The organism is Streptomyces sp. BA2 (genome assembly GCF_009769735.1).
Classification (GTDB): Bacteria; Actinomycetota; Actinomycetes; order Streptomycetales; family Streptomycetaceae; genus Streptomyces.
In genome coordinates, this window is the sequence record NZ_WSRO01000002.1 from 4,142,513 (window position 1) to 4,160,322 (window position 17,810).

At 69.8% G+C, this 17,810-nt stretch carries 17 protein-coding genes; 8 read left to right on the forward strand and 9 right to left on the reverse strand.

Annotation, left to right across the window (positions count from 1 at the left end):
* The first annotated feature begins 45 nt into the window (after positions 1 to 45).
* From E5671_RS21195 to E5671_RS21205, 3 genes are all read left to right on the forward strand, one after another.
* Complete coding sequence (locus E5671_RS21195) at positions 46 to 1,848, forward strand: penicillin-binding transpeptidase domain-containing protein (RefSeq protein WP_443032669.1); 1,803 nt, start codon at positions 46 to 48, stop codon at positions 1,846 to 1,848.
* Positions 1,849 to 1,927: 79 nt separating this feature from the next.
* Entirely contained in the window at positions 1,928 to 2,425 is a 498-nt protein-coding gene (locus tag E5671_RS21200; protein WP_160505534.1) for a YbaK/EbsC family protein, read from the forward strand.
* Positions 2,422 to 3,273, forward strand: coding sequence for an EamA family transporter (locus E5671_RS21205; protein ID WP_160505535.1), 852 nt, complete (start codon positions 2,422 to 2,424; stop codon positions 3,271 to 3,273). Before E5671_RS21200 ends, E5671_RS21205 begins: the two co-directional genes overlap by 4 nt.
* Positions 3,274 to 3,310: 37 nt before the next feature.
* On the opposite strand, the gene E5671_RS21210 is transcribed toward E5671_RS21205, so the two are convergent.
* Both E5671_RS21210 and E5671_RS21215 read right to left on the reverse strand, forming a co-directional pair.
* The gene (locus E5671_RS21210; RefSeq protein WP_160505536.1) at positions 3,311 to 3,556 is read right to left on the reverse strand and encodes a DUF397 domain-containing protein; all 246 of its coding nucleotides are present in this window, start codon (positions 3,554 to 3,556) and stop codon (positions 3,311 to 3,313) included.
* Positions 3,553 to 4,395, reverse strand: coding sequence for a helix-turn-helix domain-containing protein (locus E5671_RS21215; protein WP_160505537.1), 843 nt, complete (start codon positions 4,393 to 4,395; stop codon positions 3,553 to 3,555). The genes E5671_RS21210 and E5671_RS21215 overlap by 4 nt, the downstream gene beginning before the upstream one ends.
* A 158-nt stretch (positions 4,396 to 4,553) precedes the next feature.
* Here E5671_RS21215 and E5671_RS21220 point away from each other — a divergent pair, with 158 nt between their 5' ends.
* Positions 4,554 to 5,024, forward strand: a complete 471-nt coding sequence (locus E5671_RS21220; protein ID WP_160505538.1) for an ATP-binding protein — start codon at positions 4,554 to 4,556, stop codon at positions 5,022 to 5,024.
* A 1,334-nt stretch (positions 5,025 to 6,358) separates the two neighbouring features.
* Here the strand turns inward: E5671_RS21220 and E5671_RS21225 are convergent.
* Genes E5671_RS21225 through E5671_RS21235 form a run of 3 tightly spaced genes read right to left on the reverse strand, consistent with a single transcriptional unit; the run spans position 6,359 to position 9,004 of the window.
* Positions 6,359 to 7,156, reverse strand: coding sequence for an energy-coupling factor ABC transporter ATP-binding protein (locus E5671_RS21225; protein ID WP_160505539.1), 798 nt, complete (start codon positions 7,154 to 7,156; stop codon positions 6,359 to 6,361).
* A complete protein-coding gene (gene cbiQ, locus E5671_RS21230) occupies positions 7,144 to 7,905 on the reverse strand; it encodes a cobalt ECF transporter T component CbiQ (RefSeq protein ID WP_160505540.1) in 762 nt (253 codons plus the stop codon). Before cbiQ ends, E5671_RS21225 begins: the two co-directional genes overlap by 13 nt.
* A 1-nt stretch (position 7,906) precedes the next feature.
* Positions 7,907 to 9,004, reverse strand: coding sequence for an energy-coupling factor ABC transporter permease (locus tag E5671_RS21235; protein WP_160505541.1), 1,098 nt, complete (start codon positions 9,002 to 9,004; stop codon positions 7,907 to 7,909).
* Positions 9,005 to 9,208: 204 nt separating this feature from the next.
* Between E5671_RS21235 and E5671_RS21240 the strand changes: the two genes are divergently transcribed.
* The gene (locus E5671_RS21240) at positions 9,209 to 9,562 is read left to right on the forward strand and encodes an SsgA family sporulation/cell division regulator (RefSeq protein WP_160505542.1); all 354 of its coding nucleotides are present in this window, start codon (positions 9,209 to 9,211) and stop codon (positions 9,560 to 9,562) included.
* Positions 9,563 to 9,585: 23 nt separating this feature from the next.
* Here the strand turns inward: E5671_RS21240 and E5671_RS21245 are convergent, their stop codons facing one another.
* On the reverse strand, positions 9,586 to 11,826 hold the full coding sequence (locus tag E5671_RS21245) for an MMPL family transporter (RefSeq protein WP_160505543.1): 2,241 nt from the start codon (positions 11,824 to 11,826) through the stop codon (positions 9,586 to 9,588).
* A 108-nt stretch (positions 11,827 to 11,934) separates the two neighbouring features.
* Entirely contained in the window at positions 11,935 to 12,507 is a 573-nt protein-coding gene (locus E5671_RS21250) for a TetR/AcrR family transcriptional regulator C-terminal ligand-binding domain-containing protein (RefSeq protein ID WP_160510323.1), read from the reverse strand.
* A gap of 191 nt (positions 12,508 to 12,698) precedes the next feature.
* Here E5671_RS21250 and E5671_RS21255 point away from each other — a divergent pair, with 191 nt between their 5' ends.
* The 3 genes from E5671_RS21255 to E5671_RS21265 all read left to right on the forward strand — a co-directional run bounded on the left by E5671_RS21255 (position 12,699) and on the right by E5671_RS21265 (position 16,801).
* Positions 12,699 to 15,977 carry a S41 family peptidase gene (locus E5671_RS21255; protein ID WP_160505544.1) on the forward strand — a complete coding sequence of 1,093 codons (3,279 nt, stop codon included), beginning with the start codon at positions 12,699 to 12,701 and terminating at the stop codon, positions 15,975 to 15,977.
* 145 nt (positions 15,978 to 16,122) lie between these two features.
* The gene (locus E5671_RS21260; protein ID WP_160505545.1) at positions 16,123 to 16,362 is read left to right on the forward strand and encodes a hypothetical protein; all 240 of its coding nucleotides are present in this window, start codon (positions 16,123 to 16,125) and stop codon (positions 16,360 to 16,362) included.
* Positions 16,363 to 16,618: 256 nt separating this feature from the next.
* Positions 16,619 to 16,801, forward strand: a complete 183-nt coding sequence (locus tag E5671_RS21265) for a hypothetical protein (RefSeq protein ID WP_160505546.1) — start codon at positions 16,619 to 16,621, stop codon at positions 16,799 to 16,801.
* A gap of 103 nt (positions 16,802 to 16,904) precedes the next feature.
* Here E5671_RS21265 and E5671_RS21270 read toward each other — a convergent pair whose 3' ends face one another.
* Both E5671_RS21270 and E5671_RS21275 read right to left on the reverse strand, forming a co-directional pair.
* The gene (locus tag E5671_RS21270) at positions 16,905 to 17,117 is read right to left on the reverse strand and encodes a hypothetical protein (protein WP_160505547.1); all 213 of its coding nucleotides are present in this window, start codon (positions 17,115 to 17,117) and stop codon (positions 16,905 to 16,907) included.
* A gap of 199 nt (positions 17,118 to 17,316) precedes the next feature.
* Complete coding sequence (locus E5671_RS21275; RefSeq protein WP_160505548.1) at positions 17,317 to 17,715, reverse strand: peptidase inhibitor family I36 protein; 399 nt, start codon at positions 17,713 to 17,715, stop codon at positions 17,317 to 17,319.
* Between the last annotated feature and the right edge of the window lie 95 nt (positions 17,716 to 17,810).

Sequence of the window (17,810 nt, forward strand, 5' to 3'; positions counted from 1 at the left end):
GTGCGGAGCTTGGGGGCTCTGTGATCTGGGATCTGCGGAGGGTCAGTGGGCAAGCGAGGACGCGCCAGCGAGCGCAAGGGCATCAAGAACATCACGGGCAGACCGAGTGCACCGGGTACTCCGGGCACGCCGGGCGCTCCCGGCACACCGGGTACGCCGGGCGTGAAGAGCGCCAAGGTGCATCCCGGTGTGCTCGGCGGCGCCGCCGCCGTGGTCGTGTGCGGCGTGGGCATCGCCGCGTACAGCCTGATGGGCGGATCGTCCGGCGACGACGGCGGACCGACGGTCGACGAGAAGCCGGTGGCCGCGGGCCCGCCGACGGCCGCCGAGGTCCGTGCCACCACACAGGACTTCCTCGCCGCGTGGGAGAAGGGCGACGTGGCGAAGGCCGCGGCGCTCACGGACGACCGGACGGCGGCGAAGACCGCCCTCACCGCGTACGCCAAGGACTCCCACCTCACGCAGGTGAAGCTGACGCCGGGCAAGCGGGCGGGCGCGAAGGTGCCGTTCTCGGTCACGTCCACGGTCTCGTACGAGGGAAACAGCAAGCCCTTCGCGTACGAGTCCGAGCTCAGCGTCGTGCGACGGAAGCACGACGGCAAGACGCTGGTCGGCTGGCAGCCCTCCGTCGTCCACCCGGACCTGAAGAACGGCGACCGCCTGGTCACCGGCGAGGCCGGGGATCCGCCGATCAAGGCGGTGGACCGGGACGGCGACGAGCTGACGAAGGAGAAGTACCCCTCGCTCGGCACGGTGCTCGACAGCCTGCGTGAGAAGTACGGCGACAAGGCCGGCGGCAAGGCGGGCGTGGAGCTGCGCGTCGTACGCGAGGACAGCGCGAAGGACGCCGAGAAGTCGGCGACGACGAAGGACGACGCGAAGGCGACGCCCGACAAGACGCTGCTCACGCTCTCCCCCGGAACCCCCGGAACCCCCGGCACCCTGAAGACCACCTTCGACGCCACGCTCCAGGCGGCGGCCGAGAAGGAGACGGGCAAGCGCAAGCAGGCCGCGGTCGTCCTGGTGAAGCCGAGCACGGGCGAGATCCTGGCGGCGGCCAACTCGAAGCCGACCGGCTTCAACATCGCGTTCCAGGGCTCGCTTGCCCCCGGCTCGACGATGAAGGTCGTCACGTCGTCCATGCTCCTGGAGAAGAAGCTCGCGGGAGTGGACAAAAAGCACCCCTGCCCGAAGTACGTGACGTACGGCGGCTGGAAGTTCCAGAACGACGACAAGTTCGAGATCAAGGACGGCACGTTCCGCGCGAGCTTCGCGCGGTCCTGCAACACGGCCTTCATCAGCCAGGCCAAGAAGCTTCAGGACGACTCCCTGACCAAGCAGGCGCAGGAGGTCTTCGGCCTCGGCCGCGACAACTGGTCGATCGGTGTCCCGTCCTTCGACGGCGCGATCCCTGTCCAGAGCGACGCGCAGATGGGCGCCTCCCTGATCGGCCAGGGCGGGGTCCGCATGAGCCCGCTGAACATGGCGTCGGTGGCGGCCACGGTGAAGTCGGGCACGTTCAAGCAGCCGTACCTGGTCTCCCCGGACCTCGACAAGCGCACGCTCGCGACGGCGCCCCGCAAGATGTCGGGCGCGACGGCTTCGGCGCTGCGTGACCTGATGCACTACACGGCTGTCGCCGGGACCGCGGTGAAGCCCATGTCCGGGCTCGGCTCCGACATGGGCGCCAAGACGGGCTCGGCGGAGGTCGACGGCCAGAAGAAGCCCAACGGCTGGTTCACGGCGTACCGCGGCGATCTGGCCGCGGGAGCGGTGGTGCAGGAGGGCGGACACGGCGGGGACTCGGCGGGGCCGCTGGTGCGGGCGATGTTCCTGGCGGGCCAGTAGTCACTGTCAAAGGCACCCGCTGTCCGGTATACGGATACACGGTCGCGTGCCCGGTACACGGACCGCTAGCGTGCCGGGCATGAGCGCTACAGATTCCCCCGCCCACCCCCGTTTCGCCGCGGCCCTGGACGAGCTGGGCCTCGCTGAACTGGTCAGCGAGGTCCGCCGCTTCCCGGAGGCGACACGGACCGCCCAGGAGGCCGCCGCGGCCATCGGCTGCGAGCTGAGCCAGATCTGCAAGTCCCTGATCTTCGCGGCGGACGGCGTCCCGGTCCTGGTCCTGATGGACGGCGCCTCGCGGGTCGACCTGGAGCTCGTACGGCGGGAACTGGGCGCGGAGAAGGTGACGCGCGCGAAGGCGGACATCGTCCGGGAGACCACGGGGTTCGCCATCGGTGGCGTACCGCCCTTCGGTCACGCGACACGGACGCGGGTGCTGGCTGACCGCTCACTGCTGGACCACGAGGTGGTGTGGGCGGCGGCGGGCACTCCGTACGCGGTCTTCCCCATGACGCCCAAGGACCTCATCACCCACGCGAACGGCACCCTGGTGGACGTGCGCGAGCTCGACAAGTGACGCCGCTGGTCGCGTCGGCGGTCCTGCTGGCCGCCGTCACGCACGCGAGCTGGAACGCGATCGCGCACCACATCACGGACAAGCTGGTCGGCTTCACGTTGATATCGGGCGGCGGGCTGCTGATCGGCGTACTCATCGCCCCGTTCGCGGCGATACCGGCGGCGGGCGCGTGGCCGTACCTGGTGATCTCGGCAGTGATCCACATCGGCTACTACGCCCTGCTCATGAAGTCGTTCAAGCTGGGCGACTTCGGCCAGGCGTACCCGATCGCGCGCGGCACGGCTCCCCTGGTGGTCACCGTCCTCGCCGCGATATTCGCGGGCGAGATCCCGGACGGCTGGCAGGCGGCGGGAGTCGCGGTCTCCTGCGCGGGCCTGACGGGATTGGCGCTCTGGGGCATACGGGGGACGGGCCGCCGCCCCGACTGGGCGGCGATCGGCGCGGCGCTTGCCACGGGCGTCTCGATCGCGGCGTACACGGTGGTGGACGGCCTCGGCGTCCGCGCCTCCGGCTCATCGATGGGCTACATCGCGTGGCTGATGATTCTGGAGGGCCTCGCGATTCCGGTGTACGCGGCGTACCGCTGGCGGGGCGAACTGGTGGGGCGGCTGCGCCCGTTCGCGGCGGTGGGGCTGCTGGGCGCGGCCCTGTCGGTGGCGGCGTACGGCCTGGTCCTCTGGGCCCAGACGAAGGCGGACCTGGCCCCGATCTCGGCGCTGCGGGAGTCGTCGATCATTGTGGGGGCTGGGATAGGGGCGGTGTTCTTCAAGGAGAAGTTCGGGGCGCCGAGGTTGGTGGCTGCGGGGTTGATGGTGGCGGGGATTGGGCTGATGTTGCACGCGGGTTGAGTGGGGGGGCGGTGCGGGCCGGGCAGGCGGGGCGGCGTCAGTCCTGCGTGGCGTACGAGAGGAAGCTCCGCCATGCTTCTGCGGGGACGGCGAACTGCGGGCTCTGGTGCAACTTGGAGTCCCGCACGTGGACAGTCGAGGGACAGCGAGCCACCTCGACGCAGTCTCCTTCACTGCCGCTGCTGTAGCTGGACTTACGCCAGGAGAGGGCTACCTCTACGCAGTCGTCGCCGTCGGAGCCGCTGTAGCTGCTCTTGAACCAGGCCAGATTGGACGTGTTCATAGCGCTCCTCGCATCCGCTTCAACAGGCCCTTGGAGTCCTCGGCGTTGAGAGCCTGTGAACGCAGTTTCGCATAGCGCTGGAGCATGATGCTGACTTCCTTCGGGTCGGCGACCAGCAGGCCGCCACGCTGCCCCTCGGAGTATCCGAACCATCGATTACCCGGTGTCTCGGCCAGCCGTAGCGGTCCGTCGAACCCCGCATGGTCGGGCTGACGGGTCGGCATGATCTGTAGCTCCACGTTGAACTGCCCTGCCCGAGCCCGCAGATGGTCGATCAGCTCCCCCGTCGCCTCTGGTCCGCCAGTGCATCGCTCAACCAGAGCCTGCTCGATGATGAAGCTGAACGCGATCGGCGGCCGACGCTGGAAGAGCTTCTGGCGCTCCAGGCGAGCAGATACTTGCTGGTTGACCTGGTCCTCATCCTTCACCGGAGGGACGCTTTCGGTCACTGCCCGCGCGTATGCCTCCGTTTGAAGGAGCCCCGGGACCACCCGGCACTCGTACGTCCACAATGTCACCGCCTCCGCCTCGCACTTCGCCCACTGCCGGAACCAACTGGCCAACCCCGGCTGCCGGGAGAGATGCCGCGCCGCGCCCCGCAGCGCCCCGAAGGCGTCCAGAAGCTCCTCCGCCCGCTCCACGAAGTCCGGCTGGGGAAAGCGACGCCCCTGCTCGATCTTGGCGACCGTCTGAACCGAGTACCCGACCGACTCGGCGAACTCCTCCTGAGTCAGGCCCGCCCGTTTACGGAAGGCCTTGAAGACCTCGCCGAACGTCCTCAGGCTGTCCGACACCTCCGGCTCACTACAGCCCGGCGACCCGCCCGCACCGTCCGTCATACGAGGACACCTCCGTTGCGCCTGCCCCGCGTACCGCTCCCAACCCGCCCATGGTTACGGTCAGTTGCCAGCCCTGTCCACTCTCCGTACTAGTACTCTGACGCAGAGTGCTAGCCGCTGACCTGGTAAGCGAACGCGTAGGCGGCCACTTTGAGGCCATGACGCCCAGCCAGACCCCCCAAGTCCCCGTCACCGAGCGTGTGTTCGTCCAGCGCTTCAGCTCCACTCCGCGTGGTGCACGCCTCGCCCGGCACCTAGCCCTGCACCGCCTGAACGCATGGGGCATCCCGTACGGCTCCGACGCCTCGGACACCGCCGCGCTGCTCGTCGCCGAGCTGGCCGCCAACGCCGCCACCCACGGCCGCGTCCCCGGCCGTGACTTCGAGGTGCGACTCAGCCTCGACGCGTACACCCTCCGGATCGAGGTGTCGGACCCGCGCGGTGAGTGTCGCCTCGACGGGCCAGGAGCCGTAGACACCGCGCCGGCCGAGGCGGAGGGCGGGCGAGGGCTCCTCCTCGTCCAAGCCCTGGCCGACCGGTGGGCGGTCCTCGACCGCCTACCCATCGGAAAGACGGTCCGAGCCGAACTGGACGGCATCGGCATCGGCACCCTGGGTGAGGGGAATTGATTAGCGTGGTTGCTGTGGGTGGGTGGCTGAGCGAGCCTCCATCCCGTGTGGGTGTGCGCGGGTCGGTGGGGGCTGACTTTCGTCGCCTGATGTTCGAACGTGGCCACGGAGTTGGACACCGGCGTTTACACGACGGGGGCAGGGCCACCCCGAGGGCGGTGTCAAAGGCCGCCCCAGAGCGCGGCGACCAACAAACCAAAGACGCAGCAACAGCAACGGCGACACCAACGAAGGGATACGCCCGTCACCCGCCCCTCGCTCAACACCACCGAACCACCCCTCGCTGTCGGTCAGCTGTCGTCACGGTCCATCCCTCGCCACCGGCCGCCTCTCGGCCGCCGCCACGAACCACCCCTCCCCGCCGGACGCCGCTCGGCCGCCATCACGAACCACCCCTCGCCACCGGCAGGATGTCGACCGCCACCACGGACCGTCCCTCCTCGTCGCCGGACCACCGGGCGCCGTCACGAACCGCCCCTCACCGCCGGACACCGTCGGCCGCCATCACGAACCTCCCTCACCGCCGGACGCCGCTCGGCCGCCATCACGAACCACCCCTCGCCACCGGCAGGCTGTCGGCCGCCGCCACGAACCACCCCTCGCCGCCGGCCGCCGTCGGCCCTCATCACGAACCATCCCTCGCCACCGGCGGCCGCCATCACGAACCACCCCTCCCCGTCGGCCGCCTGCCGGCCGCCGTCACCAACCGCCCCTCGCCACCGGACGCCGTCAGCCGCCGCCACGAACCATCCCTCGCCACCGGCCGCCTCTCGGCCACCGCCACCAACCACCCCTCACCACCGGCCGCCAGTCAGCCGCCATCACGGACCGCCCCTCCTCGTCGCCGGACCATCGCTCGCCGTCGCCCGACCGCCTTTCGGCATCGATGAGCCTCCATTGCAGGAAAATCCCACCTGCTTCGGCAGTGAGCTGGGGTTTCGCGGGAAAGAAGTGCAACTTCTCTGCAATGAGCCCCACCCGGCCCCACCAGGCCCCACCCGCGAAGCCCTCGCCCCGCGCGCCACAACCCCCGCATGCCCCGCACGCCCAGCCCGCGCGCCACCCACACCCTGCACGCCACCACCACCCCGCATGCCCCACCCACCCCTGTTGCTGCTGCCTTTGGCCCTCTGGCACACGTGGCGGGGTCTTATCGCTGAGGGGGGAGCGGTACCGGCGTAGGTGGTTGTCTGCTGTGGAAGGGAGGTTGGCAAATCTGGGCCCGTACGTAGATCAGCCGACGAAAGTCAGCCCCCACCGGAGCCGCGCACGCCCACACGGGATGGAGGCTCGCTCAGCCACCCACCCACAGCAACCACGCTAATCAATACCCCTCACCCCGGGGTGCCGTGCCCTACGCCCGCCCGTCGTCCGTTCGCTGCAGCCGTCTTCGGATCGAAGCCGAACGGCAGCTCAAGCCGGTGCGCCCCCATCAGGTCCTCGTCGCCCAGCAGCTCCCCCGTCGGGCCGTCCGCCGCGATCACGCCCTCGCTCAGGATCAGCGCCCGGGGGCACAGTTCGAGGGCGTAGGGGAGGTCGTGTGTGACCATCAGGACCGTCACGTCCAGCGAGCGCAGGATGTCCGCCAGTTCGCGGCGCGAGGCCGGGTCCAGGTTCGAGGACGGTTCGTCGAGGACCAGGATCTCCGGCTCCATCGCGAGGACCGTCGCCACCGCGACCCGCCTGCGCTGTCCGAAGGAGAGGTGGTGCGGCGGGCGGTCCGCGAACTCCGCCATTCCTACCTGGGAGAGGGCCTTCTGGACCCTGGCCTCCAGTTCGGGGCCCCGCATCCCTGCCGCCGCCGGGCCGAACGCCACGTCCTCCCGCACCGTCGGCATGAAGAGTTGGTCGTCGGGGTCCTGGAAGACGATGCCGACCCTTCGCCTGATCTCCGCCATGTGCTTCTTGCCGACCGGCAGGCCCGCGACGGTGACCGTGCCCGCGCCGCCCGTCAGGATGCCGTTCAGGTGCAGGACGAGCGTCGTCTTGCCCGCGCCGTTCGGGCCGAGCAGCGCGACCCGCTCGCCGCGGCCGATCGTCATGTCGACGCCGAAGAGCGCCTGGTGCCCATCGGGGTAGGCGAAGGCCAGTCCGGCCACTTCGAGGGAGAGTTCAGCAGTCACAGGGTCCATCCCAACACGCAGACGACTAGAGCGGCGGACGGGAGGGCCAGTGCGTACGTCCACTGCGCGCGCGAGGCCGTGACCTCGTCTATCACCGGCATCGAGCCCGCATAACCCCGGCTGACCATCGCCAGATGCACCCGCTCGCCCCTCTCGTACGAGCGGATGAAGAGCGCGCCCGCGGACTTCGCGAGGACGCCCCACTGCCGTACGCCCCGCGCCTCGAAACCGCGTGACTCGCGCGCGATCTTCATGCGGCGCATCTCGTCCGTGATCACGTCGCCGTAGCGGATCATGAACGAGGCGATCTGGACGAGCAGCGGCGGCAGCTTCAGGCGCTGCAATCCGAGGAGCAGCGCGCGCAGTTCGGTGGTCGACGCCAGCAGGACCGATGCCGCTACGCCTAGCGTGCCCTTGGCCAGGACGTTCCAGGCGCCCCAGAGGCCGTTCACGCTCAGGGACATGCCGAGTACGTCGACCCGCTCGCCCTCCGCCACGAACGGCATGAGCACCGCGAACGCCACGAACGGGACCTCGATGAGCAGCCTCTTCAGGAGGAAGGGGAGCGGGACGCGGGAGGCGTACGCCACCGCGCCGAGCAGCACCGCGTAGCCGCCGAACGCCCACATGGCCTCGCGCGGCGTCGAGACCACGACGACCACGAAGCAGAAGACCGCCGCCAGTTTGGTGTGCGGAGGCAGTGCGTGCACCCGGGAGTGGCCGGGCCGGTAGAGCCGGTGGGCGTGGCCCGCGCCCACGTCAGGCGTTCTCGGAAGCGGAAGAGGAGGAAGAGGAAGCGGAAGTGACCGATGCCGTCGATGCCGGGTCCGTGTCCGTCGTACGGCGGCGTCGCAGCGCCCAGAAGACCGCCGAGCCCGCGACGACGGTGACGCCGACGCCGATCACGCCGGCGAGGCCGCCGGAGAGGCGGGTGTCGGTGATGTCCTTGACGCCGTAGTCCGCGAGGGGAGAGTCGGAGGTGGCGTGCTCCTCGGTCTTCTTGTCGATGCCCTTGTCGGCCGCGACCTTCTCCAGGCCGTCGGGGTTCGCGGAGGCGTAGAAGCTGACGAAGCCCGCGAGGACGAGGGAGGTGACCAGGCCGGCGATCCACACCTTGCGGTGCGAGCGCGCCGCGGCCACGGGGACGGGCTCCTCGGCCGTCTCCGGGACGTCGACGAGTTCGCCGCCGACGCGGAGCTTGAGCTTCTGGGTGAGGCCGCGGGCGCCGTGGACCAGGTCGGGGCGGACGGCGATGACGGCGCCGACGGTGAGCGCGGTGATCGCCGCCTCGCCGATGCCGATGAGGACGTGCACGCCGACCATGGCGGTGGCGACCTTGCCGATGGAGACGTCGGTGGTGCCGCCGAGCGCGTAGAGGAACGTGAAGGCGATCGCGGCGGCGGGCACGGAGATCAGTGCGGCGACGAAGGAGGAGGCGGTGATGGAGCGGCGGGTGCGGGGAAGCACTTTCACCAGGCCGCGGAAGGTGAGATAGGCCACGACGGTCGTGACGATGGCCATGTCCGTGATGTTCACGCCGAGCGCGGTCAGGCCGCCGTCGGCGAAGAGAACGCCCTGCATGAGGAGTACGACGGACACGCACAGGACACCCGTATAGGGGCCGACGAGTATCGCGGCGAGGGCCCCGCCGAGCAGATGTCCGCTGGTCCCGGCGGCGACGGGGAAGTTCAGCATCTGTACGGCGAAGATGAACGCGGCCACGAGCCCGGCGAGCGGCGCCGTCCGCTCGTCCAGTTCGCGCCGTGCGCCTCGGAGGCTGACCGCGATCGCGCCGGCGGCGATGATCCCGGTGGCGGCGGAGACGGGTGCGTTGATGAATCCGTCGGGGACATGCATGCGCGCGCTCCTGGGCAGGACAGGAAGAGGAAGGCAGAGCGGATCGCTCGTGAACCGTTCAATGATAGTGCTTTATTGCGAACGGTTTGCAAGAGCAGCGACTACCCAGTTATCCCGGTCACACCTGGAGCAGGAATCGGAATATATGGGACATTAGAGGGCAGAAAGCGCGTGATGGTGAGCGTGATGGTGAGGAGTTCGGCGATGTCCGCAGTAGAGCAGTACGCACGCGCCCACGTCGTCACGGACTCCCCTGACGACCAGCTCACCGTCCCCGCCGTCCTCCGGTACGACCCGGAGGCCGACCCGCAATCAGTGCGGATCGGCCTCCCTGGTTCGCACGAGGGTTCCCACGAGTGGACCTTCGCCAGGCAGCTGCTCGAACAGGGGCTGCGGGCCCCGGCCACCAGCGGCGACGTACACATCTGGCCCTGTGGACGGGTCCAGACCGTCATGGAGTTCCACTCGGCGCAGGGGGTGGCGGTCGTACAGTTCGACGCTTCGGCACTGATCCGCTTCCTGCGCCGCACGTACGCGGCCACCCCCGTGGCCCACTGACCCCGGTCAGACCCGCGCGAGGGTCAGACGCGCGCGAGCTCCCGGTCCTCGTCCTCGTCCGCGTCCCGTGTGCCCGAGGCATCGAGGTCACGCAGGCCCTCGCCCTCCACATCGACGTTCGGCAGCGCGCGGTCCAGCCACTTCGGCAGCCACCACGCCTTCCTGCCCAGCAGCGCGAGCACCGCCGGGACCAGCGCCATGCGCACGATGAACGCGTCGAAGAAGACAGCGATCGCGAGACCGAAGCCGATCATCTTCACCATCTGCTCCGACGAACCGATGAAGCCCGCGAAGACCGCGATCATGATGACCGCCGCCGCCGAGACCACGCGTGCCCCGTGCCGGAAGCCGGTCACGATCGCCTGGCCGGGCCGCTCCCCGTGGACGTACGCCTCTCGCATGCGCGTCACGAGGAACACCTCGTAGTCCATCGCGAGGCCGAAGACGACGCCCACCATGAAGATCGGCATCATGCTCATGATCGGGCCGGTCTGCTCGACGCCGAAGAGCGAGCCGAGCCAGCCCCACTGGAAGACCGCGACGACCGCGCCCAGGGCCGCGAGGACCGAGAGCAGGAAGCCGAGCGCCGCCTTGAGCGGGACCAGGATCGAGCGGAAGACGACGATCAGGAGCAGGAAGGCCAGGCCGACGACGAGTGCCAGGTAGGGCAGCAGGGCGTCGTTCAGCTTCTCGGAGACGTCGATGTTCATGGCCGTCGTGCCGGTGACCATGACGCTCGCACCGGTGTCGGACTTGATCTCGGCGCCCGCGTCGCGGATCGAGTGCACGAGGTTCTCGGTCTCGATGCCGCTGGGCTTGGAGGACGGGACGACGCTGATGATCGCCGTGTCGCCCGCCTTGTTGATCATCGGCGGGGCGACCGAGAGGACGTCGTCGAGCCCGGAGATCGTCTTGGTGATCTCCCCGGCGGCGGCCTTCGGGTCGTCGGTCCCCTTGAGGTCGGCGACCGTCATCAGCGGGCCGTTGAAGCCGGGGCCGAATCCGTCGGAGACCAGGTCGTACGCCTTGCGCTGGGTCGTGGACGTCGGCTGTGCGCCGTCGTCCGGGAGGCCCAGTTCGAGGGAGGAGACGGGCAGCGCGGCCGCGCCGAGGCCGATGACACCGACGAGCAGGACTGTGAGCGGACGGCGGACGACGAAGCGGGCCCAGCGGGTGCCGAGGTTGTCCTTCGGCGCCTTCTCCTCAGCGGCCGGCTTCTTCCCGCCGCCGCCGAGCACCTTGCTCTTGTCGCCCGTGGGCTTGACCTTCTTGCCCGCGTAACCGAGCAGCGCCGGGATCAGGGTGAGCGCGATGAGCACGGCGATGACCACCGTGCCGGCCGCCGCGAAGCCCATCTTGGTGAGCATCGGGATGTTCACCACGGCGAGCCCGACAAGGGCGATGACCACGGTGAGCCCGGCGAAGACCACGGCCGAACCAGCCGTCCCCACGGCGCGGCCCGCCGCGTCCTCGCGGTCCCGTCCGTCGGCGAGTTCGCCGCGGTAGCGGGAGACGATGAAGAGCGCGTAGTCGATGCCGACCGCGAGGCCGATCATCATGGCGAGCGTCGAGGTGGTCGTCCCCAGATCGAGCGCGCTGGCGAGCGCGGTGATCGAGGAGACACCGATGCCCACGCCGATCAGCGCGGTCAGCAGGGGCAGTCCGGCCGCGATCAGCGAGCCGAAGGTGATGACGAGGACGACGGCCGCGACCGCGATGCCGATGATCTCGGTGGCCCCGGTCTCGGGCATCGCCTGCAGCGCGTCGCCGCCGACCTCGACCGTGAGCCCGGACTCCCGCGCCTGGTCGGTCGTCTTCTCCAGGGCGTCACGGCTCTCGTCGGTCAGCTCCATCGAGGTGACCTTGTACGACACCGACGCGTACGCCGTGGAGCCGTCCTTGCTGACCGTCTTGGTCCGGAAGGGGCTGTCGGCCCTGGCCACCTCGCTCGAACCGGACTTGAGCGCGGCGACGGTCTTCTCGATCTCGGACTTGTTGCCCGGGTCCGTGACCTTCTCGCCGTCCGGCGCCTTGAAGACGACACGGGCACTCGCGCCGTCGGCGCTGGCTTCGGGCACACGCTCTTCGAGCAGGTCGAAGGCCTTCTGGGCCTCCGTCCCCGGAATGGAGAAGGAGCTGGACGCGGCGGTGGGCGCGGACGCGGCGCCGACTCCGGCGAGCGTCAGGAGCGCCACCCATATCAGGGCGACGAAGTGCCGCCGCCTGAAGGCGAGTCGGCCTAGTTTGTAGAGGAAAGTGGCCACGGAGGCGTACTCCCGGTCAGGTCGTGGTGTCTACAGGGCAGGGGGGATCAGCCCGACGACGTGAGCGGTCGCGTCAGGAGGGAGGTGTGGTCCTGTGAAGGGGCCGGGTCAGACGCCGAGAGCGGGGAGGATCACGGCGTCGATGTAGGAACGGAGGAACTCACGGTCGACCGTGCGGTCCTCGATCAGGTCACGGGCGACGAAGCCGCCGACCATCATGTGGATGACGTAGCCCAACGCGGGGTTGTCCGGGGCCACTTCGCCCCGCTCGACGGCCCTGCGCAGCATCGCGTTCAGACCGGTGATCTCCGGCTCGATGAGCAACTGCCGCAGCGCCTGGTGGAGTTCGGGATTTCCGTGGATGGCGTGGAACAGGCTCCGCATCAGCGCGGCGTCCCGCTCCATCTGGCAGTCGTCCGAACGGTTCGCGGTTTCGAGCAGGTCTCCGCGCAGGGACCCCGTGTCGATGTCCTCGATGGACACCGGCTTGTTGTGCCGCAGGGCCCTGGCGATCAGCTCGGGCTTGCTCCCCCACTGGCGGTAGAGGGTCGCCTTGCTGGATCTCGTGCGGGCCGCGATGGCGTCCATCGTGAGCGCTTCGTACCCGACTTCGCGGAGCAGGTCGAGCACGGCCGCGTAGAGCTCGGCCTCGCGCTCGGGTGTGATCCGGCTGCGCCGCACCGTCGCCGCCTCAGCCATGATCCCTCCGCTCCTCGTCGAACCCTTGCCGAAACCGTTCCGTACGCCATGACTGTACCCGGGGGCTTAACGAAACGAAACCGTTTCGTACGTGTGCTGCGTCACGCGCTCCCTTCACCTCGCCACCCCCTGTACGAGTTGCCGCGCCCCCCGCAGCGGAAAAGCATGGTGAAGTGACCGACGCGCGCGATGAAGCCCATGCTGACCACGCCTACCTGCGATTTCCGCACCTCAGCGGCGACCGCCTCTGTTTCGCGGCCGAGGACGACCTCTGGGTGGCGCCCCTGAGCCCGGACGGTGCCCCCGCCGGCCGGGCCTGGCGGGTGACCGTCGACCGGACCAAGGTGAGCCATCCGCGCTTCTCACCGGACGGCCGCCACATCGCGTACACGACATGGCGCAGCCTCGACCCGGAGATCCACCTCGCCCCGGTCGACGGCGGCCCGGCCCGGCGCCTCACCTACTGGGGCAGCACGGACACCCGGGTCTGCGGCTGGTCCCCCGACGGCGACATCCTCGCCGTCTCCTCGCACGGCCAGCCCTTCTCGTACTTCTGCTGGGCCTACAGCGTGCCGACCGACGGATCGCCCGGCGGCAAGCTGCCCTGGGGGCCGGTGTACGACATCGCGGTCAACGACATCGACGGCGAACGCAAGACGCTCCTCCTGACCGGGAAGCCGCCGCACGAGCCCGCCGCCTGGAAGCGCTACCGGGGCGGGGCGATGGGCCGCCTGTGGATGCACGGCGAGCAGATCCTGCCCGACCTCGACGGGCATCTGGACGCCCCGATGTTCGTGGACGGCAGGATCGCCTTCCTCTCCGACCACGAGGGCGTCGGCAACCTCTACTCCTGTCTGCCGGACGGCTCCGACCTGCGACGGCACACCGATCACGACGCGTTCTACGCCCGGCACGCCTCCAGTGACGGCGCGCGCGTCGTCTACCAGTGCGCGGGCGACGTCTGGCTGGTGGACGACCTGTCCGCCGACTCCGAGCCGCGCCGCCTCGACGTGCGGCTCGGCGGGCCGCGCGCCGGACGGCGGATCTACCAGGTGCCCGCCGCGCAGCACCTCGACTCGATCTCCGTGGACACGACGGGCCGGGCCAGCGCCGTCGTCGTACGCGGCAGCCTGTACTGGCTCACGCACCGGGACGGGCCCGCCCGCACCATCACGGACACCCCGGGCGTGCGCGTCCGGCTCCCGGAGATGCTCGGCAAGGGCGGGCAGGTCGCCTACGTCACCGACGCGGAGGGCGAGGACGCCGTCGAGATCGCCTATCTGCCGCGCGCCAGCGGCGACCGCGCGCCGCGCAGACTGGCCCAGGGGCAGCTGGGCCGGGTTTTGGAGATGATCTCCGATCCCGAGGGCGAACGGCTCGCGATCGCGTCGAACGACGGGCGGCTCCTCCTGATCGACGCGGCCGAGGAGGGCGACGGCGAGGTGACGGAGCTGATCCGCTCCGTCAACGGCCCGGTGCGTGACCTGGCGTTCTCGCCGGACGGCGCATGGCTGACCTGGTCCCACCCCGGCATCGGCCGCTCCCTGCGCCACATCAAGATGGCCCGCATCGAGGGGCCCGCCTGCCGCATCATCGTCGACGTCACCAACGGCCGCTTCGAGGACGAGAACCCGGTCTTCACCAGCGACGGCCGCTATCTCGCCTTCCTCTCCTGGCGCGGCTTCGACCCGGTCTACGACGTGCACACCGGCGACCTGTCCTTCCCGCTCGGCTGCCGCCCCTACCTCGTCCCCCTGTCGTCGGCGACCCCGTCCCCCTTCGCCCTCTCCCCCGACGGCCGCCCGGCGGCGGGCGGCCTCGACCCGGCCGACGGCCTCTCACCGGCCGGCTCCGCCATCGTCGAGGTGGAGGGCCTGGAGAGCAGGGTGACGCCCTTCCCGGTCTCGGCGTCCAAGTACTCGGCCCTCCACCCGGTCAGCGGCGGCGGCCTTGTCTGGATGCGCTGGCCGATCTCGGGCGCGCTCGGCGAGACGTTCGCCAACCCGGCGGACACCTCGGGACGCCCCACCCTGGAGTACTTCAACATCACCAAGGGCAAGAAGTCCGAACTGGTCGACCACCTCGACTGGTTCGCGATCAGCGGCGACGGCTCGCGGCTCGTGGTGGTCGACGAGGGCGACCTGCGCGCGGTGCCCTCGACGGAGTCCGGCGACGGCGACACGACCACCTGGATCGACCTGCGCCGCATCCTGCACGAGGTCGACCCGGCGGCCGAGTGGCGCCAGTCCTACGACGAGGCGGGCCGCCTCATCCGGGCCTACTTCTGGGAGCCGCACATGTGCGGCATCGACTGGCCCGCGATCCTGGACCAGTACCGGCCGCTGGTGGAACGGGTCGCGTCCCCCGACGAGTTCGCGGACCTGCTCCGCGAGGTCCTCGGCGAACTGGGCACGTCCCACGCGTACGTCTCCGCCGCCCGCCGCAACGAAGGGCCACCGCACTACCAGCGGGCGATGGGCCTGCTCGGCGCCAACCTCGTCTGCCGGGACGGCAGTTGGATGGTCAAGCGGATCCTTCCCGGCGACTCGTCCGACTCCAAGGCACGCTCACCGCTGGCGGGCGCGGGCATCCGCGAGGGCGCGGTCCTCACCCACATCGACGGCCGCCCCGTGGACCCGGTGACGGGCCCCTTCCCGCTGCTGGCGGCCGCGGGCGGCACGACGGTGGAGCTGACGTTCCAGCCGGCGGAGGGGGAAGGCAGACCGAGGAGGGTGGCGATCGTCCCCCTCATCAATGAACGCCCCCTGCGCTACCAGGACTGGGTGGCCAAACGCCGGGAGGTGGTACGGGAGTTGAGCGGGGGCAAGTGCGGCTACCTGCACATCCCCGACATGGGAGGCTCGGGATGGGCGCAGTTCAACCGCGACCTGCGCCTGGAGGTCTCGCTCCCGGCCCTGCTCGTGGACGTACGCGGCAACGCGGGCGGGCACATCAGCGAGCTGGTGGTCGAGAAGCTGACGCGCAAGATCCTGGGCTGGGACCTGACGCGGAACGCCCAGCCGGTGTCGTACGCGTCGAACGCGCCCCGGGGCCCGGTGGTGGCCCTCGCCGACGAGGCGACGTCCTCGGACGGCGACATGATCACGGCGGCCTTCAAGCTGCTCGGCCTCGGCCCCGTGGTGGGCCAGCGCACGTGGGGCGGCGTGGTGGGGATGACCGGGCGGCACGTCCTTGGTGACGGGACGGTCATCACGGTGCCGATGAACGCGGGGTGGTTCGACGAGTACGGCTGGTCCGTGGAGAACCACGGCGTGACCCCGGACCTGGAGGTGCTCCGCACGCCCCTGGACTGGGCGGAGGGGCGGCACGCCCAGCTCGACGACGCGGTGGGGGTGGCGCTCGACCTCCTGGAACGGCAGCCGGCGGCGGAACCACCGGGCCTGGATGCCGTCCCGGACCGCCATCGGCCGAAGCTGCCGCCGCGGGGGTAGCGGGGCGGGGCTAGCGGCGCGGGGCTAGTAGCGCGGGCCCTTTCGGGGTCCGTCACTGGCCGTCATTGATCGAAATGCGAGGAATGTGCCCTCATGTAAGTCTGGTCGAGGCCCTTCCAACCTCACCCTCTAGGAGTGAACCCGCATGGGCATCAAGGACCAGTTCCAGGACAAGGCCAACGACCTCGCCGGCAAGGCGAAGGGCGCCATGGGCAGCGAGAAGGACGAGGCGAGCGAGCGCGCCTCGCAGGCCCGTGACGACGCGCGGGAGCGCGGCCAGCAGGCCCAGGAGGAGTCGCGGGAGCGTTCCGCGAAGTCCCCCGACGAGGCACAGCGGGCGGCGCAGGAGCAGCAGGACAAGTTCAACCAGGACTACGACGCCTGACGCTGCGCTGAGCTTTGACCAGTGGGGCCCCTGGGACGCCGGGGGCTCCACTTTTGCGTGGGGCGGGGGGCGCCGGGGGGCTGCGTGGGCCAATGCAGTTGTTTTAACCCCGGTATCCGGCACGCCCGCCCGCTCGCTACGTGGTGTCCCAGGCCTTTTGGATGCATTTCCGGTAGTGAACTGGCTGAGGGGAAACGGCTGTGAGCGTCCCTACCACGACTCCACCTGGAGGTTCCAGCGTGTACGCACCGCCATCGTGGCAGCGGCTCTGTCCGCCGCCGCCCTGACCGTGGCCGCCCCCACGGCGGCCTTCGCCACCAGCCACACCGTAGCCACCGCGACCCAGGCCAAGCCCGCCGCCGAGTGCACCCCCCACCCCTTCTGTGAAATCACCAACAACCACGGCGACGACTTCTACTACATGGAGGACACCGTCTGATGTTCGGCGGAGCCCCGGCCGCCGAGATGACGGCCGGGGCTCCGCCGTACCGTCGGCGCCCTACAGGACGTCGGGACGCAGGCAGGGGTGCAAAGACAGGCTCTTAAGAGGTGGGCAGCATGCCGAGCACAGCGCCGGTGGACGGCATGCCGCCCGAGTCGGCCAGGTCGCCGAAGGGGTTGGCACCGTCCGTCGGGCTCGCCGACTGGACGAGCCCGTCGAGTGGCGGCCGCGGCTCCGCAGCGACGGCGGGAGCCACAGCAGCAGCTACCGCGAGGGTACCGACGAGGGCGGCTGCAACCTTCAGATGCTTCATACGGGGGTTTCCATTCTTCGGCAACACACGGTCACCCAGGGAGCAATCCGATGTCCAGACATCAGGCACCTGGGTCTCACTGCACCGTGGCTAACGACAGCTCCACAGCTCGGAAACTCCACCGCCACCAAAGGCTTAACACCGCGCCGGTTCCGCAAGACCAGCCCAGATCAGACCGCGTTCGAGCACCCTTTGGGTCCTACAGAGGCTTGAAGGAACGGATCTGGTAGCTGCCTTCCAGATTGCCGCCCGCACCGTGTGGGATGGGCCCGGCGGGTGTGCGGTAGTTGGCCTGCTTGTAGTACTGCACGAGGTGCCCGGTTGCGTTCCGGACCGAGCCGACGTTCTGTCCCCAATTAATGAAGGGACAGTTGGCAGCGGTCTCCGCCGTACTGGGCTGCGACCACTGACAGAGCATCCCCTCGCCATTCGGCTCACTGTAGATACAGAAGTGTCCGGGGGTGCAGTCGTAGGCCGCGCGGCTGCTGATCACCGTGGGGGCTTCGGTCGCGGCGGGGGTGGCGGTCGCTGCGGGTACCGCCCCGAGAGCCGAGGCCAAGGCGGCCGCGGCGACGGCGAGGGAGTGGATCCGACGCATGGCAAGGTCTCCTTTTTCTCGTCAGCGGCGTGGGGAAGCCAACGCTGCCGTGGACGGACTGAGCGACCCAGGAGCAGCTCAGTCACCGGACATGC

Bases quoted from the DNA above. Each gene is read 5' to 3' on its own strand.
- E5671_RS21200 (WP_160505534.1), top strand. From the start codon at position 1,928: ATGAGCGCTACAGATTCCCCCGCCCACCCCCGTTTCGCCGCGGCCCTG.
- E5671_RS21210 (WP_160505536.1), bottom strand. From the start codon at position 3,556: ATGAACACGTCCAATCTGGCCTGGTTCAAGAGCAGCTACAGCGGCTCC.
- E5671_RS21215 (WP_160505537.1), bottom strand. From the start codon at position 4,395: ATGACGGACGGTGCGGGCGGGTCGCCGGGCTGTAGTGAGCCGGAGGTG.
- E5671_RS21220 (WP_160505538.1), top strand. From the start codon at position 4,554: ATGACGCCCAGCCAGACCCCCCAAGTCCCCGTCACCGAGCGTGTGTTC.
- E5671_RS21225 (WP_160505539.1), bottom strand. From the start codon at position 7,156: ATGGACCCTGTGACTGCTGAACTCTCCCTCGAAGTGGCCGGACTGGCC.
- E5671_RS21235 (WP_160505541.1), bottom strand. From the start codon at position 9,004: ATGCATGTCCCCGACGGATTCATCAACGCACCCGTCTCCGCCGCCACC.
- E5671_RS21240 (WP_160505542.1), top strand. From the start codon at position 9,209: ATGTCCGCAGTAGAGCAGTACGCACGCGCCCACGTCGTCACGGACTCC.
- E5671_RS21260 (WP_160505545.1), top strand. From the start codon at position 16,123: ATGGGCATCAAGGACCAGTTCCAGGACAAGGCCAACGACCTCGCCGGC.
- E5671_RS21270 (WP_160505547.1), bottom strand. From the start codon at position 17,117: ATGAAGCATCTGAAGGTTGCAGCCGCCCTCGTCGGTACCCTCGCGGTA.
- E5671_RS21275 (WP_160505548.1), bottom strand. From the start codon at position 17,715: ATGCGTCGGATCCACTCCCTCGCCGTCGCCGCGGCCGCCTTGGCCTCG.